20 protein-coding genes are annotated in these 23537 nt (G+C 73.8%); 6 read left to right on the top strand and 14 right to left on the bottom strand.

Translation table 11 applies throughout. The features are described 5' to 3' along the window. Positions 1 to 20 precede the first annotated feature (20 nt). Positions 21 to 464: a hypothetical protein gene (locus ABFY07_RS12055; RefSeq protein ID WP_065959555.1), complete on the top strand. Its 444-nt coding sequence runs from the start codon at positions 21 to 23 to the stop codon at positions 462 to 464. Positions 465 to 597: 133 nt separating this feature from the next. Here the strand turns inward: ABFY07_RS12055 and ABFY07_RS12060 are convergent, their stop codons facing one another. Both ABFY07_RS12060 and ABFY07_RS12065 read right to left on the bottom strand, forming a co-directional pair. Further along, positions 598 to 4863, bottom strand: a complete 4266-nt coding sequence (locus ABFY07_RS12060; protein ID WP_346174537.1) for an ABC transporter ATP-binding protein — start codon at positions 4861 to 4863, stop codon at positions 598 to 600. Between the two features lie 272 nt (positions 4864 to 5135). Then, the gene (locus tag ABFY07_RS12065; protein ID WP_346174476.1) at positions 5136 to 5414 is read right to left on the bottom strand and encodes a helix-turn-helix domain-containing protein; all 279 of its coding nucleotides are present in this window, start codon (positions 5412 to 5414) and stop codon (positions 5136 to 5138) included. A gap of 60 nt (positions 5415 to 5474) precedes the next feature. On the opposite strand from ABFY07_RS12065, the gene map reads away from it, so the two are divergent. Then, complete coding sequence (gene map, locus ABFY07_RS12070; protein WP_346174477.1) at positions 5475 to 6242, top strand: type I methionyl aminopeptidase; 768 nt, start codon at positions 5475 to 5477, stop codon at positions 6240 to 6242. Positions 6243 to 6367: 125 nt separating this feature from the next. Here map and ABFY07_RS12075 read toward each other — a convergent pair whose 3' ends face one another. Beyond that, positions 6368 to 9121 carry a discoidin domain-containing protein gene (locus ABFY07_RS12075; RefSeq protein ID WP_346174478.1) on the bottom strand — a complete coding sequence of 918 codons (2754 nt, stop codon included), beginning with the start codon at positions 9119 to 9121 and terminating at the stop codon, positions 6368 to 6370. Positions 9122 to 9527: 406 nt separating this feature from the next. On the opposite strand from ABFY07_RS12075, the gene ABFY07_RS12080 reads away from it, so the two are divergent. After that, positions 9528 to 10541, top strand: a complete 1014-nt coding sequence (locus tag ABFY07_RS12080) for a DMT family transporter (protein ID WP_346174479.1) — start codon at positions 9528 to 9530, stop codon at positions 10539 to 10541. A gap of 209 nt (positions 10542 to 10750) precedes the next feature. After that, positions 10751 to 12046 carry a M20 metallopeptidase family protein gene (locus tag ABFY07_RS12085; protein ID WP_428836906.1) on the top strand — a complete coding sequence of 432 codons (1296 nt, stop codon included), beginning with the start codon at positions 10751 to 10753 and terminating at the stop codon, positions 12044 to 12046. Between the two features lie 13 nt (positions 12047 to 12059). On the opposite strand, the gene ABFY07_RS12090 is transcribed toward ABFY07_RS12085, so the two are convergent. The 11 genes from ABFY07_RS12090 to ABFY07_RS12140 form a co-directional block, all read right to left on the bottom strand. Then, on the bottom strand, positions 12060 to 13841 hold the full coding sequence (locus tag ABFY07_RS12090; RefSeq protein WP_346174481.1) for an ABC transporter permease: 1782 nt from the start codon (positions 13839 to 13841) through the stop codon (positions 12060 to 12062). Continuing rightward, positions 13838 to 14659, bottom strand: a complete 822-nt coding sequence (locus ABFY07_RS12095; RefSeq protein ID WP_346174482.1) for an ABC transporter ATP-binding protein — start codon at positions 14657 to 14659, stop codon at positions 13838 to 13840. Before ABFY07_RS12095 ends, ABFY07_RS12090 begins: the two co-directional genes overlap by 4 nt. After that, on the bottom strand, positions 14656 to 15186 hold the full coding sequence (locus tag ABFY07_RS12100; protein WP_346174483.1) for a PadR family transcriptional regulator: 531 nt from the start codon (positions 15184 to 15186) through the stop codon (positions 14656 to 14658). The genes ABFY07_RS12095 and ABFY07_RS12100 overlap by 4 nt, the downstream gene beginning before the upstream one ends. A gap of 190 nt (positions 15187 to 15376) precedes the next feature. Then, positions 15377 to 16222: a calcium-binding protein gene (locus tag ABFY07_RS12105; protein ID WP_346174484.1), complete on the bottom strand. Its 846-nt coding sequence runs from the start codon at positions 16220 to 16222 to the stop codon at positions 15377 to 15379. Positions 16223 to 16444: 222 nt separating this feature from the next. After that, a complete protein-coding gene (locus tag ABFY07_RS12110) occupies positions 16445 to 16891 on the bottom strand; it encodes a nuclear transport factor 2 family protein (protein ID WP_346174485.1) in 447 nt (148 codons plus the stop codon). 88 nt (positions 16892 to 16979) lie between these two features. Then, positions 16980 to 17963 (bottom strand): aldo/keto reductase, encoded by a 984-nt coding sequence (locus ABFY07_RS12115; protein ID WP_346174486.1) that lies wholly within the window; start codon positions 17961 to 17963, stop codon positions 16980 to 16982. Between the two features lie 98 nt (positions 17964 to 18061). Beyond that, a complete protein-coding gene (locus ABFY07_RS12120; RefSeq protein ID WP_346174487.1) occupies positions 18062 to 18877 on the bottom strand; it encodes a hypothetical protein in 816 nt (271 codons plus the stop codon). Next, positions 18861 to 19403, bottom strand: coding sequence for a sigma-70 family RNA polymerase sigma factor (locus tag ABFY07_RS12125; RefSeq protein ID WP_065959591.1), 543 nt, complete (start codon positions 19401 to 19403; stop codon positions 18861 to 18863). Before ABFY07_RS12125 ends, ABFY07_RS12120 begins: the two co-directional genes overlap by 17 nt. A gap of 35 nt (positions 19404 to 19438) precedes the next feature. Next, a complete protein-coding gene (locus tag ABFY07_RS12130) occupies positions 19439 to 19594 on the bottom strand; it encodes a hypothetical protein (RefSeq protein WP_346174488.1) in 156 nt (51 codons plus the stop codon). A gap of 220 nt (positions 19595 to 19814) precedes the next feature. Further along, complete coding sequence (gene speB / locus ABFY07_RS12135) at positions 19815 to 20798, bottom strand: agmatinase (protein WP_346174489.1); 984 nt, start codon at positions 20796 to 20798, stop codon at positions 19815 to 19817. A 140-nt stretch (positions 20799 to 20938) separates the two neighbouring features. Beyond that, positions 20939 to 21253 carry an SCO5918 family protein gene (locus ABFY07_RS12140; protein ID WP_346174490.1) on the bottom strand — a complete coding sequence of 105 codons (315 nt, stop codon included), beginning with the start codon at positions 21251 to 21253 and terminating at the stop codon, positions 20939 to 20941. Positions 21254 to 21541: 288 nt separating this feature from the next. Here ABFY07_RS12140 and ABFY07_RS12145 point away from each other — a divergent pair, with 288 nt between their 5' ends. Further along, positions 21542 to 21745 (top strand): cold-shock protein, encoded by a 204-nt coding sequence (locus tag ABFY07_RS12145; protein WP_311729690.1) that lies wholly within the window; start codon positions 21542 to 21544, stop codon positions 21743 to 21745. Positions 21746 to 22036: 291 nt separating this feature from the next. Further along, positions 22037 to 23494, top strand: coding sequence for a DEAD/DEAH box helicase (locus ABFY07_RS12150; protein WP_346174491.1), 1458 nt, complete (start codon positions 22037 to 22039; stop codon positions 23492 to 23494). Positions 23495 to 23537 lie beyond the last annotated feature (43 nt).

Below are 23537 nucleotides of genomic sequence, written 5' to 3' on the forward strand. Positions count from 1 at the left end.
TGATGGCTCATGCTGCCTACATGGACCGAGACGAACGGCACGACCGGAGCGAACGGGCCGAGCGGCTGACGCAGTATCTGACCGAATTGCAGGAACGAATCGATCCGCGCTCGCTGGAGCTGCTGATGCGGCTGCTGCGCGAGCTGAGCACCTCACCGGCCGTCCGCGGGGGGACGTACGAACTCGGCATGGGGCCGGAGGAGAAGGAGCTGTTCACCCCCGCTCTGCAGGCGGAACTGCTGGTGCTGTTCGGCCTGCTCACCTCCCAGGACGAGCGGGTGGTCGTCGACCTCGGCGACAGCCCGCACGCCAAGGGCATGAAGGTCCTGGTCCCCCAGGACCGGGCGGACGACCCCGACTTCCTGCTCCGCCACAAGCAGCGGGTCGCGGCCGAGGCGGAGCAGCGGGAGCGGGACCGGCGCGAGGTGGAGGGGATAGCCAGGGCCAGCGGCATGGAACCATGACGTAACGGTGGGTAACACTGCCTGAATGCCCAGAGTCACCACGGGGGCCAGGCCGGCCATCGCCAGGCGACGACCGTCAGGCGACAGCCGTCGGGCAACGACCGTCGGGCGACAACCGGTCGGCCGACAGCCGTCACGCGACGACCGTCGGCGCCGTCTCCCCCGTGAAGGTGCGCCACAGCTCGGCGTACCGCCCCCCGCGGGCCACCAGTTCCTCGTGCGTACCGTCCTCGACGACCCGCCCGTGGTCCAGGACCACCACCCGGTCCGCACGGGCCGCGGTCGTCAGCCGGTGCGCGACGACCAGCGTGGTGCGCCTGCCGGCCAGGCGGTCCGTGGCCTGGTTGACCAGCGCCTCGGTGGCCAGGTCAAGCGCGGCCGTGGCCTCGTCGAGCAGCAGGATGTCCGGGTCGACCAGCTCCGCGCGCGCCAGCGCGATGAGCTGACGCTGCCCGGCGGACAGATTGCGCCCGCGCTCGGTCACCTCGTGCAGATAGCCGCCGTCGAGCGAGGCCACCATGGCGTGGGCGCCGACCGCGCGGGCCGCCGCCTCCACCTCCGCGTCGCTCGCGTCCGGGCGGCCGTACGCGATGGCGTCGCGCACCGTCCCCGGGAACAGGTACGGCTCCTGCGGGACGACCCCCAGGCGGTTGCGGTACGCGGTGAGGTCCAGCTCCCGCAGATCCGTGCCGTCCACCCGCACGGCCCCCGAAGTGGGGTCGTAGAACCGCGCCACCAGCTTGACGAGCGTGGACTTGCCCGCGCCCGTCTCGCCGACGAAGGCCACGGTCTGCCCGGCGGGGATCCTCAGGTCGATGCCCGCCAGCGCCTCCTCGCCCTCGTCCCCGTAGCCGAAGCGCACCCCGTCGAAGGAGATCTCGCCGCGCAGCTCCCGCACCTCGCGCGGCGCCTTGGCGAGCGGCGTCCTCGTCGGCTCGCGCAGCAGCTCCTGGATGCGGCGCAGCGAGACGGTGGCCTGCTGGTAGCCGTCGAAGACCTGCGAAAGCTGCTGCACGGGCGCGAAGAACAGGTCGATGTAGAGCAGATAGGCGACCAGCGCGCCCGCCGTCAGCGTGCCCTCGCCGACCCGCCCGGCGCCGACGATCAGCACCAGCGCGGCCGCGACGGACGACAGCAGCTGGACGAAGGGGAAGTACACCGAGATCAGCCACTGGCCGCGCACCCGCGCCTGCCGGTACGCGTCGCTGCGCCCCGCGAACCGCTCCCGGCCCGCCCGCTCGCGCCGGAACGCCTGCACGATGCGCAGCCCGGCCACGCTCTCCTGGAGGTCGGCGTTGACCACGCTGACCCGCTCCCGCGCCAGCTCGTACGCCTTGACGCTCTTGCGCCGGAAGAAGACCGTACCGACGACCAGCAGCGGCAGCGCCGCGAAGACCACCAGGGCCAGCTGGACGTCGATGACCAGCAGCGCGACCAGGATGCCGAAGAAGGTCAGCAGGCTGACGACGGCGGTGACCAGGCCCGTCTGGAGGAACGAGGACAGCGCGTCCACGTCGGTGGTCATCCGGGTCATGATCTTGCCGGTCAGCTCGCGCTCGTAGTAGTCGAGCCCCAGCCGCTGGAGCTGCGCGAAGATCTTCACGCGCAGCGCGTACAGGACGCGCTCGCCGGTCCGCCCGGTCATCCGCGTCTCGCCGATCTGCGCCGCCCACTGTGCGAGGACGACGACGAGCGCGAGCGCGGAGGCGGCCCACACCGCCCCGAGGGCCATCCGCTGCACGCCCTGGTCGATGCCGTGCCGGATGAGCACCGGCAGCAGCAGCCCGGCGAGCGCGTCGATCGCGACCAGCAGCAGGCTGACCGCGAGCGGCGCCCCGAACCCGCGCAGCAGCTGCCGCAGCCCGTACTCCCGCTCGGGCCGCGCGGCCCGCTCCTCGTCCACGTCGGGGGTGTCGGTCGCGGGCGGCAGCGCCGCGACCTTGGCCAGCAGCTCGGGCGTGGCGGGCATCCCGGCCAGCGCCCCGGCCATCCCGGGACCGGCCGCGACGGCCGGGGCGCCCGCGGCCCTGGCCCCCGCGTCGGCCCCTGATCCGGCGGCCTCGCGCCGCACCCACAGCTCTGGCGTCACGCCACCGGCGCCGCGCGGCGCGCCACGGCCGGTCCGGGACCGGTCGTCGGGGAGGGTCCGGGCCTCGAGCCGTGCCTGGTCCTCGGGGAGGGCCTGGTCGTCCGCGGCGGCGCGGCCGTCCCTCCGCGCGAGGCTGCTGCTGATGACCGCGCGGGCCACGGCACGGTCCGCCCGGGCGGCCCAGCTCTCGGCCGTGGCCGTCCGGTCGCCGTCCGGGCGCGTCGCGTCGGTGGCGCGGTCGGGGTGCGACGCGCCGGGCGTGTCGTCCAGTCCCGGCACGGTGAGCCCGGCGGCTGCCGCCTCCCCGCCGAAGGCGCCGGCGAACGCGTCCGCGCCGGGGCGCGCGTGCTCGTCCGGCGCGCCGTGCCCATCCGGCGCGTCCTGCCCATCCGGCGCGCCGTGCCCATCGGGGTGGGCGTGCCCCTCCGCGTCGGCGCCCCCGCGCGGGGCACCGTTCGCGCCCAAGCGGCCGTTGCCATCGGCGGGGATGCCGCCGCCCGGGTAGCCGTTCCCGTCCGCCGCCGGGGCGCCTGCCCCGGCCGGCGCGCCCTCGCCGAGCGACGGGACCCACGCGTGATCCGCGGCGCCCGCCGGGTCGCGGGTGATGCCGCTCAGTTCCTCGGGGTCGGTCAGCAGCCGGCGGTAGAGGGCGCTGCGCTCGCGCAGTTCCTCGTCCGTACCGACGTCGGCGAGGCGGCCCCGGTCGAGTACGGCGATGCGGTCGGCGAGGGCGAGGGTGGAGAGGCGGTGGGCGATGAGCAGGGTCGTGCGCCCGGCCATGACGCCCCGCAGGGCCTCGTGGATCTCGTGCTCGACGCGCGCGTCCACCGCCGACGTGGCGTCGTCGAGGACCAGCAGGCGCGGGTCGGTGAGGATGGCGCGGGCCAGGGCGACGCGCTGGCGCTGGCCGCCGGAGAGGGTCAGGCCCTGCTCGCCGACCTGGGTGTCGTAGCCGTCCGGCAGCGCGGAGATGAAGTCGTCGGCCTGGGCGGCGCGGGCGGCCGCTCGGATCTGCTCGTCGGTCGCGTCCGGCGCGCCGTACGCGATGTTGGCGCGCACCGTGTCGGAGAACAGGAAGCTGTCCTCGGGCACCAGCCCGATCGCGGCGCGCAGCGACTCGTACGTCAGCTCGCGCACGTCGTGGCCGCCGACCCGGACCGCCCCCGCCGACACGTCGTAGAAGCGCGGCAGGAGCAGCGAGAGGGTGGACTTGCCGCTGCCGGAGGCGCCGACGACCGCGACCGTCTCGCCCGGCTCGATCCGCAGGGACAGGTCGTCGAGGACGGGGCGCTCGGGGTCGTAGCCGAAGGTGACGTGGTCGAACTCGACCGTCGCGGGCGCGTCGGCGGGCAGCTCCCGCGCGTCGGGGCGCTCCTCGATGGCGGGCTCGGTGTCGATCAGCTCGAAGACCCGCTCGACGCCGGCCCGGGCCTGCTGCCCGACCGTGAGGACCATCGTGAGCATCCGGACCGGCCCGACGAGCTGTGCGAGGTAGGTGGAGAAGGCGACGAAGGTGCCGAGCGTGACCTGGCCGCGGGTGGCCATCCAGCCGCCGAGGGCCAGCATGGCGACCTGGCCGAGGGCGGGCACGGCCTGGAGCGCTGGGGTGTAGCGGGAGTTGAGCCGTACGGTCCGCAGCCGGGCGGCGAACAGCCGGCGGCCGACCTCGCGGAGCTTCCCGGTCTCCTGCTCCTCCTGCCCGAAGCCCTTGACGACGCGGACGCCGGTGACCGCCCCGTCCACGACCCCGGCGACGGCCGCCGCCTGCCCCTGGGCGTACCAGGTCGCGGGGAACAGCCGGGTGCGGCTGCGCGAGGCGAGGATCCACAGGGCGGGCGCGACGGCGAGCGCGACCACGGTGAGCAGCGGGGAGAGCACCGCCATCACGACCAGGGAGATCACGAAGAGCAGCACGTTGCCGATCATCATCGGCACCATGAACAGCAGGCCCTGGATGAGCTGGAGATCGCTGGTGGCCCGGCCGACGACCTGGCCGGTGTTCAGCTCGTCCTGCCGCCTGCCGTCGAAGCGGGAGATCGACGCGAACATCTCGGTGCGCAGGTCGTGCTGGACGTCCAGCGCGAGCCGGCCGCCGTAGTAGCGCCTGAGGAAGGTGAGCCCGTAGACGAGGACCGCGGCGACGATCAGCAGGGTGGCCCAGGGGGCGAGGGAGCGCTCGTGCCGGACGATCACATCGTCGATGATCAGCTTGGTGACGAGCGGCACCAGCGCCGTCACCGCCATCCCGCCGAGCGAGGCGCCGAGGGCCAGCAGCACATCGCGGCGGTACCGCCAGCAGTAGCGGATCAGCCGCCGTGCCCAGCCGTCCTGCCGGGCGTCTTCCTGCCCGGCCGGGGCGTCGTCCTGCCGCGTGCCGCCCTGCCGTGTGTCCGCGTCGTCCGCCCGCGCGTCCGCCACCCGTGACCTCCCGATCCGCCTGTGCTACCGGAAGGCACCAACGCACTGGAGTGCGGATTTCATCCTGCCGCAACAAAACCCGCGGGCAGACGGCCGGCGGGGAGACGGGGGCAGACAGCCGGGCGTGCGGACAGCCGGCGGACAGATGACCGGCGGGCGGACTGCTACGCGGCGACCTCGCCCTCCTCCGGTACGACCGCGACGGCCGCGCACCGCCGAGCCACCTCGTCGAGCGGGAGCCCGAGGGCCTCGGCCAGCGCGGCGACGGTGAAGAACGCGGGGGTCGGGGCCCGGCCGGTCTCGATCTTGCGGAGGGTCTCGGCGGAGATCCCGGCCGCGGCGGCGATCTCGGCCATGCTGCGTTCGCCGCGCGCCTGACGGAGGAGCAGGCCGAGGTGGCGGCCGCGTTCGCGTTCCAGGGGGGTGAGAGGGGTGCGCACCATGACCGTGATACTAATACCGGTATAAGAATTGGCTCAAGACGGGGTCGCCAGGAGGCTGCCATGGTGGAGATCAAGACCGACGCGTCACTGGACGCCATGCGCGAGGCGGGGCGCGTCGTCGCCGCCGCGCTCGCCGCCACGCAGGAGGCCGCCGCGGTCGGCGTGTCGCTGCGCGAGCTGGACGAGGTGGCGCGCGCGGTGCTCGCCGAGGCGGGGGCCACATCCCCCTTCCTCGGCTACCGGCCGCACTTCGCGCCCACCCCCTTCCCGGCCGTCATCTGCGCCTCCGTGAACGACGCGATCGTCCACGGCATCCCGGACGGCTACCGGCTGCGCGACGGCGACCTGGTCAGCATCGACTGCGGCGCGATCGTCGACGGCTGGGCCGGCGACGCCGCCGTCAGCTTCATCGTCGGCACCCCGCGCCCCGCCGACCAGCGCCTGGTCGAGGCCACCCGGCAGGCCCTGGCGGCGGGCATCGAGGCCGCCGTCGTGGGCGCCCGCATGGGGGACATCGCCCACGCCATCGGGTCCGTGGCCCGCGGCGCGGGCTACGGCATCATGGAGGACTACGGCGGCCACGGCATCGGCCGCAGCATGCACGAGGACCCGCCGGTGCCCAACGAGGGCCGCCCCGGCCGCGGCTACCGGCTCCGGCACGGGCTGGTGCTGGCCATCGAGCCGATGTTCACCGCGGGCGGCCGAGACGCCTACGTCACCGACCCCGACGGCTGGACGCTCCGCACGGTGGACGGCAGCCGCGCGGCGCACAGCGAGCACACGGTGGCCATCACGGAGGACGGCCCGCGCGTGCTGACGGCGCTGTGAGCCGTACGGCGGCGGGGCGGCGCCTGAGCCGTACGACCGGGGGCCGGGGCGTGAGCCCTACGGCGGCGGGGGCGGCGCCGTGACGCCCCCGCGCCCCAGCCCGCCCCAGCCCGTCCTAGCCCGTCCTAGCCCGCCGACGTCACGCTCAGCTCCGCCACACCCGCGCGCTTCTTCTCGTCCGCCGACCGCACGGTCACCCGCACATAGCGCGCGAGCCCCGGGTGCCCGGTGTGCCAGCGCCGCCCGTCCGGGGAGGTTTCCACCGCGTACCAGGCCGGGCGCGTCGCCGTCCACTCGGGCGTGACCTTCGCGATGCGTACGGCGTGTCCGAGGTCGATGGTGAGCGAGCCCGACACGCCGTCGGGCACCCAGGCGGTCGCCGCGCTGCCGTCCACCGCCGCCCCCGCGTACATGCCCGGCTCCTCCGAACTCGCGGTCGCCGGGCGGCAGCGGGCCAGGTTGGCGGTGGGCTCCAGGTCGGGGCGGCGGGTCTTGAGGACGGCAGGGGCGCCGGCGCTCACCAGCCGGTCCCCCTCCGGGGTCTCGACGGTGAAGGGCGCGCCGTGCGTCAGCCGCACCACCGTCTGGTGCGCGCCGATCGCCACGTCGTAGGTGCGCCCCTGCCAGCGCAGCCCGCGCAGCGTGACCCCGGCGGCGAGCTGGGGCGGCAGCATCGGGTCGAGCCGCACCCGGTCCTCGCGCGGCCGCAGGCCGGTCAGGCCGTGGGTGAAGACCTGGAGGAAGCCCCCCTTGCCGGTGAGGAAGTCCTGGGCCGGGGAGCCGGACAGCGGGTCCTGGGCGCCCGCCTTCTCCCCCCGCGCCTCGGAGAACAGCTCGAACGGGCCGCGCACGAACGGCTTGATGGCCCGCGTCAGATAGGTGTACGCCGAGCAGCCGGGGTCGCCGATGCCCGCCGCGTCGATGGCGTGCACCGAGTCGGTCATGGCCGGGCCGTCGGGGTCGGTGCGGGCGGCGTAGTAGTCCAGGGTGTTCGCGGCCGCCCGCGCGGACATCGGCCACTCCAGCGGATACATGAGCAGCACGGTGTCCGCCTGCTTGATCAGCGAGCCGTCGTAGCCCGCGTACTGCCGGAAGACCTGCTTCCGCGCGTCGTACGGGATCCGCAGCCGGTCCGCGATCCGGGTCCACCGGGCGGGCGCGGGCTCGCCGAGGAGGCGGGCGGCGCGGGTGGCGTGGCGCAGGGCGGTGGCGGCGCCGGCGTTGGTGAAGACGGCGTCGTCGACGCCGTTGCTGTACTCGTCGGGGCCCGCCACGTCCTTGACGGAGTAGCTGCCGTCGTCGTTGCGGGTGACGCGCCCGGCCCAGAACTCGGCGATCCCCTTGAGCAGCGGCCAGCCGCGCCCGCGCAGCCACTTCTCGTCGCCCGTCGCCTGGTAGTACTGCCAGACCGCGAGCGCGATGTCGCTCTGGAGGTGGTTCTGGGTGCGGCAGTGCGGCGGGTCCCAGCTGTGGCACTCGGTCCACAGATCGCCCTTGCTCGCGCTGGTCCAGCCGTAGAAGAGGCCCGGGTAGCCGAGCCTGCGCGCGTTCGCGCGGGCGCCGGCGCGGGTGCGGTAGCGGTATTCGACGACGGATTTCGCGAGCCGGGGGTGGGTGGCGAGCAGCCCCGGATACATCCAGGTCTCCGCGTCCCAGAAGATCAGCCCGGCGTAGTTGTCGCTGCTCAGGCCGGTCGGGGAGATGCTGTCGCGGGCGCCGGCGCGGGTCGAGGACAGCAGTCCGTACTGCGCGGAGCGCACCCACCGCCGCAGTGCCGCTTGCCGCTCCCCCGCCACCTCGATGTCCGAGCGCCACAGCCTGCCCCAGGCGGCGGCGTGGGCGGCGAACAGCGCGGGCCAGCCCCGCTCCGCCGCCCCGCTCGCGGCTGCGCGGGCGTCGGCGCGCGGGGCGCGGGAGGTGAGCGCGGTGTCCACGCCGACGTACTTGGCGAGTTCGTACGAACGGCCGCTGCGCACGGGGAAAGTGACGGACTGCCGGGCCGACAGGTCCCGGACCGGGCTCGCCGTGTGCGGCCGCTCGTCGCGCACGCCCGCGCCGGGGCGCAGCGTGGAGGCGACCGCGCCGTCGGTGCCCGTGCCGTCCGTGCGGAACGCCACGTCCATCGTGCGGTCGCGGTAGCTGTAGCCGCTGCCCCCGGTCTGGCTCATCCGGCGGGCGCCGCGCCCGTCGATCCGGTCGGTGACGGTCGCCTCGCCGCTCCAGTGCGGGGTCATGCGCAGCCGTACGGCTCCCACATGGGCGTTGACGCGGTCGGCGAGCACGTCGTAGACGAGGTCGGTGGCGCGGCCGTCGGAGGCGGTCCAGGTGAGGGAGGTGCGGACCAGGCCGCAGCGGAGGAAGAGCGTCTGGCGGTAGTGGGAGATCCGGCCGGCGGGGGTGGCGGTGGAGTACGTCTCGGCGCCGGGCCCGCCGGTCGCCACGTCCAGGGCCGTCCAGGTCGGGAGGGCTGCCGCGATCTGCCTGCCCTCGGTCGTCTTCGCGTTGTGCGCGTACAGGCCCGCGACGAAGGAGCCGTCGTAGCGGGGGGTGAACAGCGGCCAGCCGGTCTTGGCCCCGGTGGCGGCGTAGCCGGTGCCGTGGGGGGCCACGCGCTGGCCCAGGTAGCCGTTGCCGACGTAGGCGTCGAAGCCGCTGTCGGGGTCGAGCCGGGTGGCGGACAGCGCCCAGCCGTCGCCTCGCGGGCAGGGGGTGGGGTGTTCGGCGGCGTTGTGCTGGGCGGCGGACGCCGAAGGGGTCGTCGGGGGAATCGCGGCGATCAGCGCGCCCGCGAGCAGCGGGGCGACCAGCCGGACGGGGCGGAACGACCTGGCGGCGCGGAGCGGCCTGGCGGGGCGGGGCAGCCGGGGGGAGTACGTCATTGTTCTCCGTCGTGGTTCGCCGGTGAGGGTGCAGCGACCATAAAGAGATGAACGCATTGGGTCAATGAATCACCCAAATGGTTCAATTACTGAACACAGGTCCGGCCGTTTGCCCCTTCGGACTGCCATTCATCCCGGCTGCCCACCCGACGTGCTTTCAATCCCTCGCGGCTACTTCCCCGAGACGAGCCCGCCCGACGGGGTCGGTTAGGATCCCCGGGTGAACGTCTACTGGCACGCCGTAACCCCGCCGCCGTGCGCCTGATCGGGCGCACGCGCTGAAGGCCTGACCTCTCAGCACCCCGGCCGCCGCCCCCGCTGATCTCGCGGGGCCGCCGTGGGTCGCTGTCGTGCGCCCGTTCGCGAATCCAGTCCTCATTGGTTTCGACGACGGAAGTTCACGACTGTGGCTCAGCACGCCTCTTCTTCACCCGGCACATCCTCTTCCCCCGGCACGTCCACCTCGCCCGGTGCGCCCTCGACCCCCGGCGCGCCCGGCGCCTCGCCGCGCCGCCGCCGGGCCCGCCTCGCCGACGGCCCGCTGCCCATCCTCGCGGCGGCGGTGCTCTGGGGCACCACCGGAACCGCCGGCTCCATGGCCCCCTCCGGCGCCCCCGCTCCGGCCATCGGCGCCGCGAGCCTGACCCTGGGCGGCCTGCTGCTGCTCCTCACCACGCGCGGCGCCTGGCGGCTCTTCACCGCCGCCACCGGCGCCGAGCAGCGGCTCCTCGCCGTCGGCGCGCTCGCGGTGGCCGGGTATCCGCTCACCTTCTACCCGGCCGTGGCGCGTACGGGTGCGGCCGTGGCCGCCGTGATAGCGCTGGGCAGCGCGCCGGTCTTCACCGGCCTGCTGGCCTGGGCCACGGGGCAGGCCCGGCCCACCGCGCGCTGGACGGTGGCCACCCTGGCCGCGGTGACCGGCTGCGCCGTCCTGGTCCTCGGCCCCCAACTCACCGGCGGCCCGGCGCACATGGACGCCGTGGGCATCGCGCTCGCCGCGCTGGCGGGGCTGTCGTACGCCGTGTACTCGCTCCTCGGCGGGCGCCTGATCGGCCGGGGACACCCCTCCGCCGCGGTCATGGGCGCGATGTTCGGCGCGGCGGGGCTGCTGGTGCTCCCCGTCCTGCTCGCCACCGGTACGGCCTGGCTGGCCACCGCGCGCGGCGCCGCGGTGGCCCTCCACCTCGCGGTGCTCCCCACCTTCCTCGCCTACCGCCTCTTCGGCCACGGCCTGCGCCACACCCCGGCGTCGGTCGCCACCACCCTCACCCTGGCCGAGGCCGCGGTGGCGGCGCTGCTGGGCATCACGGTCCTGGGCGAGCGGCTGCCGGTGGTGTCCTGGTGCGGCCTGGCGGTCCTCTTCCTGGGTCTGGCGCTGCTGACCGTGCCGGGCCGGCCGGGGCGCCGCGGGTCCCGCTGACCGCCGGTCCCCCCGTGTGGCGGCGTGGCCGTCGGCCGCGCCGCCACACGGGGTGGGGTTAACCCCCATCCCCACGTGGTGGCCCGCCGGATGGGCGGCGACACCTGATCGCGGCGAGGGTGTGTCCATCGGGAAACGCCCCGGAAGACGACCGGGGAAACGCCCGGAAGACGACCCGTAAGACCACGTCGGATCAGATAGGGAAGACAGTGACTCGTCCCAGGAAAAACGCCCTCGCACGCCGCACCCTGCTCGCCGGCCTCGCCACGGCGGCCGCCGGCGGGATCGGATGGGGAGCCGCGGGAACGGCCGTCGCCGGCGGCCGGGGCCGGGCAGTGACAGACGGGCGGGTACCGCAAGGGGCGGTGGACGCCGAGGTGGCGCGCCTGGAGTCCCGGTTGATCGCGCTGCGCCGGGACCTCCACGCACACCCCGAGGCGCCGGGGCAGGAGCGGAGGACCGCCGACGTGGTGGCCCGCGAACTGCGGGCGGCCGGGCTGGCCGTCACCACCGGGGTGGGCGGCCACGGCGTGATCGGCGTCCTGCGGGGCTCGCGGCCCGGCCGCACCGTCGCGTACCGGGCGGACATGGACGCGGTGCCGCCCGGGGGCATCGTCGGGGGCGGCCCGGCGGCCGCCCACCTCTGCGGACACGACATCCACACCACGGTGGCCATCGGCGTCGCCCAGGTGCTGGCCCGGTTCCGGCGGCGCCTCAGCGGAACGGCGGTGTTCCTCTTCCAGCCCGCCGAGGAGGCCCTGGCCGGGGCCCGCGCGATGATCGACACGGGCGTGCTGGAGCGCACCGGCGTCGAGGAGATCCACGCGCTGCACTGCGGTCCTTTCCCGGTGGGCCGGTTCGCCGTGACCCCGGGCTACGGGCTGCCGGGTCAGGACCACGCCGAGGTGACCCTCTCGGGTCCCGACGCGCCCGACGCCGCACGGCGCCTGGCCGCCGAGATCGGCGGCCTCGCCACGGTGGCACCGCCGCAGACACCCGCGGACCTGGAGCGGATGGTCGCCGACGTCCAGACGCCCGACGGGCCGCTGGCCCGGTTCGTGGCCGTCCGGGCCAGGGCGCAGGAGGCCAAGGTGGCGGTGTCCTACCGCTGCTGGCCGCAGGAGCGGTACGCGGAGGTCCGCGAGGACATCCGCCGGCTGGCCGGGGCGTACGCCGGGGCCGCGGTGAGCTTCCCCGCCGAGCCGTTCCCCGCCCTGGTCTGCCCGGAGCCGGACGCCCGCGCGCTCGCCCGCCACCTGCGCCACAACCTCGGCGGGGACCCGGTCACCGAGCTCCACGCCGCCTTCCCCTTCAACGGCGAGGACTTCGCCCTCTACCTGGACCGCGTCCCGGGCACCTACACCTTCCTCGGCGTCCGCGCCCCCGGCGCGCCCATCACCGCCTGCTATCCGCACTACCCCGACTTCGCGCCGGACGAGCGCGCGATCGGCGTCGGCGTACGGGCGATGACCGGCTGGGTCGCGGAGCGGACCCTTGGGGGCTGAAGGGGAGCGCCGCTCATACGGGTTCGGCGTCGAGGACGCGCCCGGCGGAGCTGCGGGTGTGGGCCCACGCGGGCAGGGCGGTCAGCGCCCCGACCGCCAGCAGGATGACGAGTGCGGCGGTGAGCAGCCACGAGCCCGGGGGTGTGACCTGCGTGCCGAAGAGCCAGTACAGGCCGACTCCGGCCGGGATCCCCGCCGCCACCCCGGGCACGGCGGCCAGGAGCTGCGCGGCGCAGAGCGCCGTGACGACCTGGCCGGGGGTGGCGCCGAGGGTACGGCTGATGGTGAGGGTGCGCCGGGCCTGCACAGCGGTGCTCCAGCCGAGCAGCACGGTGTTGAGCGTGGACAGTGCCACCAGCGCGAGCGTGACGGCGAGCAGCACCTGGCCGGTCTGGTCGGTCCGCACTTCGATGGGGCCGAACCGCTTGTAGGCGGGGGCCGCGTCGAGTTCGGCGTGGAAGGTGAGCACCGCGGTGACCATGAGCGTGGTGGCAGCCGCGCCGGCGGAGGCCAGGACGGCGCGGCCGGGCCGTCGGGCGACCAGCCGGGCGCCGAGCAGCAGCGAGGTGGGCAGATACGCCGTCACCGCGTTCAGGCGCGGGTGGTGCGTGAGCAGGTGAGCGGGGTTCGCCAGGGCGTGGACGGTGCCGGCGCGGACGGTGCGCAGGGCGGGGCCGAGCGTACTGGTCAGGGTGACCACGACAGCGAGGAAGAGCGCGGCGGTGACGGTCCCGGAGGACGGCGGGCTCACCGTGTTGAGCAGCCCGGCGCTGGGGTCGGCCAGTTCGGGTGCGGTCAGAGTCCCGGCGGCCAGTCCGAGCGCGGTGGCCAGGACGGTCAGCAGCAGGTACTGCGCCAGCAGCACCGCGGCGACGGTGCCGGGGCCGGCGCCGATGGCCTTGAGCAGCCCGGCACGCCGGTTGTCACGAGTGGCGCGTACGGCGGCGAGCGCGGCGAGGGTGACCATCGCGGCGACGGCGAGCAGCCAGCCGCCGATGACCAGAGTGGGCCGGGTGAACCTGATCATGTTCGCGTCCGTGCGGAGGATGTCCTGCCAGGTGAGGTAGTTGACCCAGGCGTCGCCCGTAACGTCCGTGGTGGACACGGAGTCGGTGAACCGGCCGCTCGCGGCGGGGTCGGCCAGCTTCAGTTGGATCAGGTGGACGCCGGGCGTGTCGCCCGCCGCGGCGCGGGCGTCGGCGGTGGTGAGCCAGACCATGCCGCCGAAGTCGGACGGCCCGGGCCCCTGCGCCGGATCACCCCACGGATACACCGAGGTGGCCGCGCTGATCGCGATCCCGACGACCGGGACGCTGCGCCCGCCGATGGTGACGCGCTCGCCGACGCGCACGCCGATCGCCTGCGCGAAGCCGCGCTCGACCACCGCGCCGCCGGGACGTACCCAGGTACCGGAGGTCACCAGCGGCTGGTCCACGGCGGACGGCGCCCTGTCGCGCCCCTCGACCGCGGAGTGCGCTGTACGCCCGTGCGCCCGGATGGTGGTGTCGAACGCGAAGTACGGACCGGCGTGCGCGACCACGCCGGGCGCCTGCGTGAGGCGTTCGGCCAGGCCGGACGGGTCGGGGTCCGTCGTCGTCGCCGTGACGTCGGGGCCCGCCGTGGCCTCTCGCGTCTTCGCGTACGCGGTGTCCACGGCGCTGGTGGTCGCGAGTCCGAGAGCCAGGGCGGTGGTGGCGGCGGTGACGGCGACCACGAACATCACCACCTGGCCCGGATGGCGGCGCAAGTCGCGCAGGACCAGGCGGCAGATCAGCAGCAGACGTCCCACGGTCACCCCTCCCAGTTCAGCAGCGCGCCGAGACGTCCCCGGTCGCCACCGCTCAGGCGGGTGTCGTCGGCCAACGTCCCGTCGCGCATGGAGATGACACGGTCCGCCATGGCGGCGACACGCTCGTCATGGGTGACCATGACCAGGGTCTGGCCGGCGGCGCGCAGCTCCTCGAAGAGCCGCAGGATCTCGCGGGTCGCGGCGCTGTCGAGGTTTCCGGTGGGCTCGTCCGCGAGGACGACCAGCGGCTTGTTGACCAGGGCGCGGGCGATGGCGACCCGCTGCCGCTGCCCGCCGGAGAGCTCGGAGGGCAGGTGCCGGGCCCGGTCGGCGAGCCCGACCCGGGCGAGGAGTCGGGTGGCGCGGACGCGGGCGGCGCGTGGTGAGGCGCCGGCGAGCAGCGCGGGCAACTGGACGTTCTCCGCCGCGGTCAACTCGTCCATCAGGTGATAGGCCTGGAAGACGAAGCCGACGGCCCGGCGCCGCAGCCTGGCCAGCGCCCGCTCGCCGAGGTGGTCGATGCGCCGCCCGCCGAGCCACACCTCGCCGTCGGTGGGTCGGTCCAGACCGCCGAGAAGCTGCAGCAGCGTGGACTTGCCGCAGCCGCTGGGCCCGGTCACGGCGAGCGTCTGCCCCGCCGGAACGTCGAGGCAGACCTCCTCGACGGCCCGCACCAGGCTCTCGTCCTCTCCGTACGCCCGCGACAACCCCATGGCCCGCAGCACCGGCGCGTCGCCGGGTTCCTCCATCGGACCCGCGCCCGCACGCGCGTCCGCACCGTTCCGCCGCGACAGGTTCATGATCCGCGGCACGTCCCTCGTCATCCCTCCGCCTTCCCCTCGCGGGCGGACCAGGTCCGCTCGCATGCCTCCAACCAGCGCAGATCGGCCTGCATCCGTAGGGCGATGCCCTCCAGAAGCAGCCCGGCCTCCGAGTCCGTCCCGTGAGCGAGGGCAGCGTGCTGAGCCTCGGCGAGGCCACGGATCAGCTCCCGCCGCTGCGCGTCCACGAGCGCCCGAGGGTCGGCCAGGCCCGACACGGCGGCGGCCACCAGCTTCAGGTGGAACTCCGTCACATCGGTTCCGGGTCCCGGCGTCTCGGCCATCCACGCGGCCACCCGCTCCCGCCCGGCCGCGGTCAGTGCGTACACCTTGCGCTGCGGGCCCCGCGCCGGGGCGTCCATGCGCTCGTGGACGACCAGCCCCACCTTCTCGAGCCGGGTCAGCGTCACGTAGATCTGTCCCGCGTTCAGCGTCTCCCCCAACGGCCCGAGCGCCGCACGCAACCGCCTGCGCAGGTCGTACCCGTGCGAGGGCTCCTTGACCAGCAGCGCCAGCACCACGTCCTGCACGGACCGCCCCTCTCTGCGAACGGTCAATAGATAGCGGTTATCTATAAGAGGGTCAACTCGTCCCGCGCTCCCGGCCCCGCCCTGGGGAAGTGGTTCGCGGTGAGTTCAGGACAACGACACGCCGTGGCGACGGCGTGTCGTTGTCCCATATCCACCACAAATCCATGGCACCCGCGAGCGGGCCGCGCTGTCAGTCCTGGTAGACCTTGTTGGTCCCCGGGCCGCCCGAGAGCGTGTCCTCGCCCTGGCCGCCGTAGAGCGTGTCGTTCCCGCTGTTGCCGTAGATGGTGTCGTCGCCCTCCTCGCCGTAGAGGATGTCGTCACCCCGGCCGCCGTAGATGAAGTCGGCGTCCGACAGGCCGTGGATCACATCGTTGCCGTCCTCGCCGTACATGTGGTTGTCGGTGGGGTCGGCGCCCCCGGTCATGGAGTCGTTGCCGGGGCCCCCGTAGCAGTCCATCGCGCAGTTGGTGATGGTGTCGTCACCGGCGTCGCCGTAGGGGCCCACGCTCCAGACACCGCCGCCGCCGTCGAGGCGATCGTCGCCGTCGCCGCCGTGCAGCACGTCCCACGCGGAGCCCTTGATCACGTCGTCGCCGGGGCCGCCGTAGATCGAGGAGTACGCGTGGCTGTCGGCGTCGACCGTCGCGGTGTCGTCGCCGTCACCGAGGTTGACGTCGAAGTTGTCCGAGTCGTCGGAGCCCAGGGGGGCCATGGTCGCGCACCGGACGACCGTGTGGTCGGCCTCCGAGGGGTAGGCGCACTCGTCAGCGGTCGCCGCACTCGGGTCGATGGCGATGTCACCCCGATCGCGGAAGGTGATGATGTAGTAGTACTCGAACTCGCCCCGCTGCTCGACCGCTTCGGAGACGGTGAGGTTGTTCGTCTGCCCGGCGGCGCCCTTGTACCAGAGTTCACCGTCCTCGTGGACGACCGAGGCCACCGGGGTGGCCGCCTGGGCGGCGGGCGCCGCGAACAGAGCCCCGCCCAGGGCGAGGGCGACGGTGGAGGCGGCGATTATTCCGTGCTTACGCATACAGAAGTGACCCTTCGCGGAACGCGGTTGGACGACCGGTCGGTGTCGCCGATCACCCGCGTAGACACCGCGCCGGAGACGGGGGTTGTGCCTGCCACGCCGCTTCAGTTGCCTGGGGCGAACATGTCATCCGGGGGCTTCCTGGTGTTCTTTCCGAGGGCACCGAAAGGCAACCCGAGAGGCGCGGGCCGCGTCGGCCGGCCGTCGGCGCCGCCTGGCTCGTCACTCCTCCGTCGGCGCCGCGCAGGCGGTGGCGATGGCGGCGGTGTCCCAGTAGAAGGGGTGGACCTCGGCGATCCGCCCGTCCTTGAACGAGATGGTCTGGAGGATGGGGAAGGTGAGTTCCCGACCGGTGGCACGTGCGCGAGCACGGACCTGGGTGCGTATCACCGCGGTCTCCCCGGTGGCGAGGAACTCCTGCTCCACCATGTCGAACTCCTCCCACGTCCGGCTCATCTCCATGAAGAACCGCTCCATGCCCGCGTGCCCGCGCCAGGTGCCGCCGTAGGGCAGGGCCTCGGCCTGGTGCAGTACGACATCGGGCGCGAAGAAGGGGGCGAGCGTGTCGAACGGGGCCTCTCCCGGGCCCCCGGCCGCCAGGTACTCGGCCTCCGCGGCGTACATGCCGGTGAGGATGGCCATCGAGTCGGTCGTCAACGGTTGAGTCATGCCATCAGCATGATCGCGCCCGCCGCCGCGCGCTGGCGGCAATCGGACCTCGATGTGCCACCCCGCCCAACGGCCTCTACGACGGCCTTTACGCGGCCACCGGCGCCCGCTCGTCGAGCAGCCCCTCGCCGCGCAGGTCGGACCACACCCCGTCCGGGATCTCCACTCCGAAGGAGTCGAGATTGCTCCGCACCTCCTCGGCGGTGCGCATGCCCACCACGATGCCCGCCACGACCGGGTGCCGCAGCGGGAACGCCATCGCCACCTGCGGCAGCGTCACGCCGTGCGCCTCGCAGACGTCCGCGATGCGATGCGTACGCCGCAGCAGCTCCCGCGAGGCGGGCGCGTACTCGAAGTGCGCGCCCTCGGCGGGGCGCGGGGTGGCGAGCAGGCCCGAGTTGAAGATCGACGCCGCGAGCACGGAGACACCGCGCTCGGCGCACGCGGGCAGCAGATCGTCGAGGGCGCTGTGCTGCAGCAGGGTGTAGTAGCCGGACAGCATCACCGCGTCCACGTCGGCCTCCCGGACCAGCCTGGTGAGCATGCCGGTGTGGTACATCCCCGCCCCGATGGCCCCCACCACCCCCTCGGAGCGCAGCTCGGCGAGAGCGGGGTAGCCGGTGCGCAGGGCGTCCTCGAAGTGCTTCTCCGCGTCGTGGAGGAACAGCATGTCGATCCGGTCGACGCCCATCCGGGTGAGGGAGTCCTCGACGCTGCGCCGGACGCCGTCGCGGGAGAAGTCCCACACGCGGCGGTGCGTCGCGGGCACCTGGAACGCCTCGTCCATGCGCCCCGCCGGGTCCTGCGGGACGAGCAGCCGGCCGACCTTCGTCGACAGCGTGAACTCGTCCCGTGGCTTGGTGCGGAGGAGTTCGCCGATGCGGCGCTCGGAGTGCCCGATGCCGTAGTGCGGCGAGGTGTCGAAGTACCGCACGCCCCGCTCCCACGCGGCGGCCAGCGCCCCCGCGGCGGTCCCGTCGTCCAGCGCCGCGAACAGCCCACCCAGCGGCCCGCCCCCGAATCCCAGCTCCGTGACCTCCACAGCGCTGCGGCCGAGCCGGTTCGTCCTCATCCCGTGGGTCCTCCTCGTGTCACGGTGGCAACGGGCGGCAAGTGTGCCGTGGGCGGGGCGGGGCGCCAACTGGTTTTCGGGGCGGGGTGGTTCCGGGCTCAGGTCCCGCTGGCCGCCCGCACCGCTCTCAGGGCCCGGCCGGGGCGGGATGGACGGCCGGGGCGGCGTTCGGGGAGGAGGGCCTTGCCGGAAGGGGCCGCGCTGGAGGTGGCGGTCTCGGTGGCGGTGAGGTCTTCGATGCGGTCGGCGAACTCCGGTTCCGGCAGGGGCAGGTCCAGGTCGTCGATGAAGTCCACCGCCTGGGCGACGTACTCGATGACCGCCGTGGTGGCCGCGGGGGCGACGGTGCCCTTCTTGAGACCGCGCAGGACGCGCAGGGCGATGGCCATTTCGTGGTCGGTGGTGGCCGACTCCTTCTCCGGGTCGATCACGGGTGGCACGCCTCCGCCCGCCTGCTCGTGCCACCAGGCCAGCCACCAGTGGGCCTGGGCCTCCTCTCCGAGGGCCATGTGGTGGAGGTAGAGGCAATAGGCGGCGGCGGGGTCGCCGGCGCCGCCGGCGAACTGCCACCAGAACTGCGCGCTGTCCTCGTGGCCGGCCAGTTGCAGGACGCAGCCCAGGACGCGCGCGCCGGTCGGTTCGAGGATGCGGTGGGTGATGACCTCCTGGAGCTGCGCCAGAGCACCGTCCCGCCCGATGATCGCTTCGCACAGGGTTCGCAGGTCCCGGGCCATCCGCTCGTCCGTGTCCGGCGCGTGGTCGGCGGTCTCCTCCCGGCCGCCGGCCGGGGCCGTGCGGTCCGGGGAGCCGTCGGCGAGGCGGGTGGCGAGACGGGCCTCGGCGGCCGCGAGGTCGCAGGGAGGGGTGGGGGTGAGCAGGGCCCGCGCCAGGACGTGGTCAATGTGCGAGGTCATCGGCATTGTTTCCTTCGGTGGTCTCGAGGAGTTGCTGAAGACGGCGACGGGCGTAGCGCGCGGTGGAGCGCACTCCGGCCTCGGTGATGCCGAGGTGGGTGGCGGTCTGGGCGACGGTGTAGCCGCGGCAGTGGAGCAGGATGACCACGTCCTGCTGGCGTTCCGGAAGCTTCTTGATCGCCTGGTAGAGGTTCAGGCTCTCCTCCAGCATCGCGATGGGGTCGATCGCGTCGCGCAGGGCGGCGGTTTCGAAGGTCGCGTTGTCCACGAGGCAGGGGCCGCGCTTCCGGGCGCGCGCCACGTCGATGGCGCGGTGCTTCATCACCTTCCAGGCGTAGGCGGCGGGGTTCTCCATGGCCAGGACGCGAGTCCAGGAACGGGCGAGCTGTACGAACGCCTCGTCGACGGCTTCCTCGGCGTCGGAGCGGTTTCCGAGGTAGACCTCGGCCCGGTGGAGGTAGGCGGCGCGGTGAAGCTGGTGGAAGGCGCGGAAATCCGGCGGGAGTTCGTCGGGCAGTCCGGTCATCGAGGTCACACCCCGCGGGCGGAGGTGGTCCCGCGTCACCGTTTCCCCTCCGTGTGCCCCTGGTGCAGTTCCGAGATGCCCACGCGGACCCCGGCCGCGGCGGCGCGGCGCAGCAGGGCCAGGACGTCACTGCCGAAGACGCGCACGACGAGCGCGGCGGTGACAAGATCCCCTACGAGTTGAAGATTCACGGACTTTCGCTGTCCTTCTGTCGGTCGTACGAGGCTGCCCCGTCCCCGCCCCGCGAGTGCGCCGTATTGCGCCCTCTGTTACCTCTAGCGTTCGCGAGAGCCCGAATGTGCATCGGACAATACGAAATTCTTACGGACCGCACCGATCCGGTTACAGACAGCGGGTCGGGCGCCGGCTCCCCGGGGAAGCCGGCGCCGTCGCCGGGGCGCCCCACCCGCCTCAGGCGCCGCCGGAGGCCCGTCCCGCCGCGATCTGGCGGGCCATGATGGTCGTGAGCTCGTACGCCGTGTGGGAGGCCGCCACGGAGGTGATCTCGGCGTGGTCGTACGCCGGGGCGACCTCGACGACATCGGCGGAGACCAGGTGGCAGGAGGCGAGGCCGCGCAGGATCTCCAGGAGTTCGCGGGAGGTCAGGCCGCCCGCCTCGGGGGTGCCGGTGCCGGGGGCGTGGGCGGGGTCGAGGACGTCGATGTCGACGGAGATGTAGAGCGGGCGGTCGCCGATGCGCTCGCGGAGCTGCTGGGCGACCTCGTCCACGCCGCGCCGCATGACGTCGGCGGAGGTGACGATGCCGAAGCCCATCTTGGCGTCGTCGTCGAGGTCCTGCTTGCCGTAGAGCGGGCCGCGCGTGCCGACGTGGGAGAGGGCGGAGGTGTCGAGGATGCCCTCCTCGACGGCGCGGCGGAAGGGCGTGCCGTGGGTGTACTCGGCGCCGAAGTAGGTGTCCCAGGTGTCGAGGTGGGCGTCGAAGTGCAGCAGGGCGACGGGGCCGTGCTTGCGGGCGACGGCGCGCAGGAGGGGGAGGGCGATGGTGTGGTCGCCGCCGAGGGTCATCAGGCGGGCGCCGGTGGCGAGCAGGTCGTCGGCGGCGGCCTGGACGGTCTCGACGGCCTCGTTGATGTTGAAGGGGTTGGCGGCGATGTCACCGGCGTCGGCGACCTGGGCGAGGGCGAAGGGGGAGGCGTCCTGCGCCGGGTTGTAGGGGCGCAGCAGCCGGGACGCCTCGCGGATGGCGTTGCCGCCGAAGCGGGCGCCGGGCCGGTAGGAGACTCCGCTGTCGAAGGGCACGCCGACCACGGCGACGTCCGCCGTGCCGCCGACCTCGTCGACGCGCGGCAGCCGGGCGAAGGTGGCGGGGCCCGCGTAGCGGGGGGTGCGGGAGGAGTCGACGGGGCCGAGGGGGCGGCGGTCTGCTGTGGTCATGGCTTCGAGGGTAGGCAGCGCCACCGGTCGGGCACATGTACGTTCCCGAGGGGCACGGCCGTCGTTTTCGACACCATGTCCAGGTCAGCCCGGGCGCGGAAGGCCACCCCCGGGCCGCCCCGCACGGCAGCGCACGGCGGTCAGCCGTTCGTGGGGCTTCCCAGCGCCGCAGCGGCGGCCGCGACGGGGTCGAGGACGGCGGCCTCGGTGGGCGCGGCGGCGGGCGCCGGGGCGCAGACGAAGCCGAGGCGCTTCATGGCGCGGACCACCTCGCCCGCGGTGAAGTCGCGGCGGTCCTGGCGGGTGATCACCGCTCCGACCTGCTTGACGGGGTAGTCGCGGCGGCCGATCCGGACCGAGGGGCCGGTGATCGGTTCGGGCTTGACGCCGCTCATCGCTTCCTTCACCTCGTTCGCGGTCAGATCGAAGGCGTAGTTGGCGATGACGCAGCGCATAGGACCTCAAGGGGAGCGGAGGAATGGAGCAGGTGGTCTCAGCGTCCCACATCGGGCGCCGGTGGGGAACGTAGATTCACCCGGCGTGGATCCCCCATCCCGAGGCGATCCGTGCTAGCGTCGTAGGCAGTTGCAGTTTTGGTACCCATGGACGTTATGCGCGCCTGACAGGACATGTAGCCTCAGGCGCGTTTTGTTTTTACCGGTCATTCCGGATGGGGTCATTGCGGCGACGCGGAATCCGAGAGGTTCGGATTCCGGCTCTGCACCCGATCAAGGGAGAATGACATGGCTACTGGCACCGTGAAGTGGTTCAACGCGGAAAAGGGCTTCGGCTTCATCGAGCAGGACGGCGGCGGCGCCGACGTCTTCGCCCACTACTCGAACATCGCCACCCAGGGCTTCCGCGAGCTCCACGAGGGCCAGAAGGTCTCGTTCGACGTCACTCAGGGCCAGAAGGGCCCCCAGGCCGAGAACATCGTGCCCGCCTGACACGGTTCACAAGCCTGCCACGAGCCGGGGTCCGCGCCCGAAGGGGTGCGGGCCCCGGCTCGCGCATGACCGCTCCGGCCCCCGCGGCCGGGCTCACGGACGGTGGCATTTCCTCCGCGGCCGCCGGCCGGTCGACGCCGGCATTTCACCCGGCCTCCGACGGCCGATCGAGGCCGTGACATACAGCCCCGTCATTCACCCGCTCTCCGGCACGTTCTGCGAATTTCTCGCCCCGGGACCATCCCCGCTGAGGAGTCCTCCTCGAAACGCGCCGTCCGAGGAAGGTCCCGTATGGATCAACGTGCCCGCTCCAATCGCCCTGCCCGCTCGTCCCGCGGCGCCTCACCGCGCTCACGCGGGCGCCGCCCGTCCCCGGCGCCGGTCTCCGTGCCCGCCGGCATACCCGACGGCGGAAATGAATTCGCCCTGCCGCCGAGCACCACTCCGCTGCTGCCCGCCGTCGGCTCCTTCACCGAGCTGGACCTGCCGGACGCGCTCACCGCGGAGCTGGCGCGCCAGGGCGTGACCGTGCCGTTCCCGATCCAGGCGGCCGCGCTCCCCAACGCGCTGGCCGGGCGCGATGTCCTGGGCCGTGGACGGACCGGCTCCGGCAAGACCCTGGCCTTCGGCCTGGCGCTGCTGGCCCGCACCGCCGGGCGGCGCGCCGAGCCCCGCCACCCCCTCGCCCTGGTCCTGGTCCCCACCCGGGAGCTGGCCCAGCAGGTCACCGACGCGCTCGCCCCGTACGCCCGGCCACTGCGGCTGCGGCCGGCCACCGTGGTCGGCGGAATGTCGATCAACCGCCAGGCTGCGGCGCTGCGGGACGGCGCCGAGGTGGTCATCGCGACTCCGGGGCGGCTCCACGATCTGATCGAGCGCGGCGACTGCGTGCTGGACCAGGTGCGCGTCACGGTTCTCGACGAGGCCGACCAGATGGCCGACATGGGATTCCTCCCCCAGGTGACCCGGCTGCTGCGGCAGGTCCCGGCCGACGGCCAGCACATGCTGTTCTCGGCGACCCTCGACCACAACGTCGGCCAGTTGGTGCGCCGGTTCCTCGACGATCCCGCCGTCCATTCGGTGGACGCCTCGGCGGGCGCCGTCACCACGATGGAGCACCATCTGCTGCACATCGAGGACACCGACAAGCGGGCCGTCGTCACCCGGGTGGCCGCCCGCGACGGCCGCGTGATCATGTTCCTGGACACCAAGCGCGCGGTCGACCGGCTGACCCGGCACCTGCTGGCGAGTGGCGTGCGGGCGGCGGGGCTGCACGGCGGCAAGTCCCAGCCGCAGCGCACCCGGACCCTGGACTACTTCAAGACCGGCCACGTCAGCGTGTTGGTGGCCACGAATGTCGCCGCCCGGGGCATCCACGTCGACGACCTCGATCTCGTCGTCAACGTGGACCCGCCGGCGGACCACAAGGACTATCTGCACCGCGGCGGGCGCACCGCCCGCGCGGGCGGCTCGGGCACCGTCGTCACCCTGGTCCTGCCCGCGCAGCGCCGTGCGATGAACGGCCTGATGGCGGACGCGGGCATCAGCCCGCGCACCACCCGGGTCCGCTCCGAGGACACCGAGCTGGCCCGGATCACCGGCGCGCGGGTCCCGTCCGGGGTCGCCGTCACGATCGACGCGCCGGCCCCGGCGCAGGCGGCCACCGGCGGTGCGGCGGGGGGCCGTCGGGGCCGGGGGCGTCGGCGCGGCCGCCGGCCGGGGAGGTCGCAGCCGGGCGCGGCGTCCTGATCCCGTCAGCCCCGGGACCGGGACCGGGGCCGGGACCGGGGCC

The sequence above is a fragment of the Streptomyces sparsogenes subsp. cuspidosporus genome (assembly GCF_039532705.1).
Lineage (GTDB): Bacteria > Actinomycetota > Actinomycetes > Streptomycetales > Streptomycetaceae > Streptomyces > Streptomyces sparsogenes.

Bases quoted from the DNA above. Each gene is read 5' to 3' on its own strand.
- ABFY07_RS12125 (WP_065959591.1), bottom strand. From the start codon at position 19,403: ATGACCGGACTGCCCGACGAACTCCCGCCGGATTTCCGCGCCTTCCAC.
- ABFY07_RS12140 (WP_346174490.1), bottom strand. From the start codon at position 21,253: ATGCGCTGCGTCATCGCCAACTACGCCTTCGATCTGACCGCGAACGAG.
- map (WP_346174477.1), top strand. From the start codon at position 5,475: ATGGTGGAGATCAAGACCGACGCGTCACTGGACGCCATGCGCGAGGCG.
- ABFY07_RS12120 (WP_346174487.1), bottom strand. From the start codon at position 18,877: ATGACCTCGCACATTGACCACGTCCTGGCGCGGGCCCTGCTCACCCCC.
- ABFY07_RS12055 (WP_065959555.1), top strand. From the start codon at position 21: ATGGACCGAGACGAACGGCACGACCGGAGCGAACGGGCCGAGCGGCTG.
- ABFY07_RS12075 (WP_346174478.1), bottom strand. From the start codon at position 9,121: ATGACGTACTCCCCCCGGCTGCCCCGCCCCGCCAGGCCGCTCCGCGCC.
- ABFY07_RS12115 (WP_346174486.1), bottom strand. From the start codon at position 17,963: ATGAGGACGAACCGGCTCGGCCGCAGCGCTGTGGAGGTCACGGAGCTG.
- ABFY07_RS12065 (WP_346174476.1), bottom strand. From the start codon at position 5,414: ATGGTGCGCACCCCTCTCACCCCCCTGGAACGCGAACGCGGCCGCCAC.
- ABFY07_RS12095 (WP_346174482.1), bottom strand. From the start codon at position 14,659: ATGACGAGGGACGTGCCGCGGATCATGAACCTGTCGCGGCGGAACGGT.
- speB (WP_346174489.1), bottom strand. From the start codon at position 20,798: ATGACCACAGCAGACCGCCGCCCCCTCGGCCCCGTCGACTCCTCCCGC.
- ABFY07_RS12150 (WP_346174491.1), top strand. From the start codon at position 22,037: ATGGATCAACGTGCCCGCTCCAATCGCCCTGCCCGCTCGTCCCGCGGC.
- ABFY07_RS12105 (WP_346174484.1), bottom strand. From the start codon at position 16,222: ATGCGTAAGCACGGAATAATCGCCGCCTCCACCGTCGCCCTCGCCCTG.
- ABFY07_RS12110 (WP_346174485.1), bottom strand. From the start codon at position 16,891: ATGACTCAACCGTTGACGACCGACTCGATGGCCATCCTCACCGGCATG.
- ABFY07_RS12145 (WP_311729690.1), top strand. From the start codon at position 21,542: ATGGCTACTGGCACCGTGAAGTGGTTCAACGCGGAAAAGGGCTTCGGC.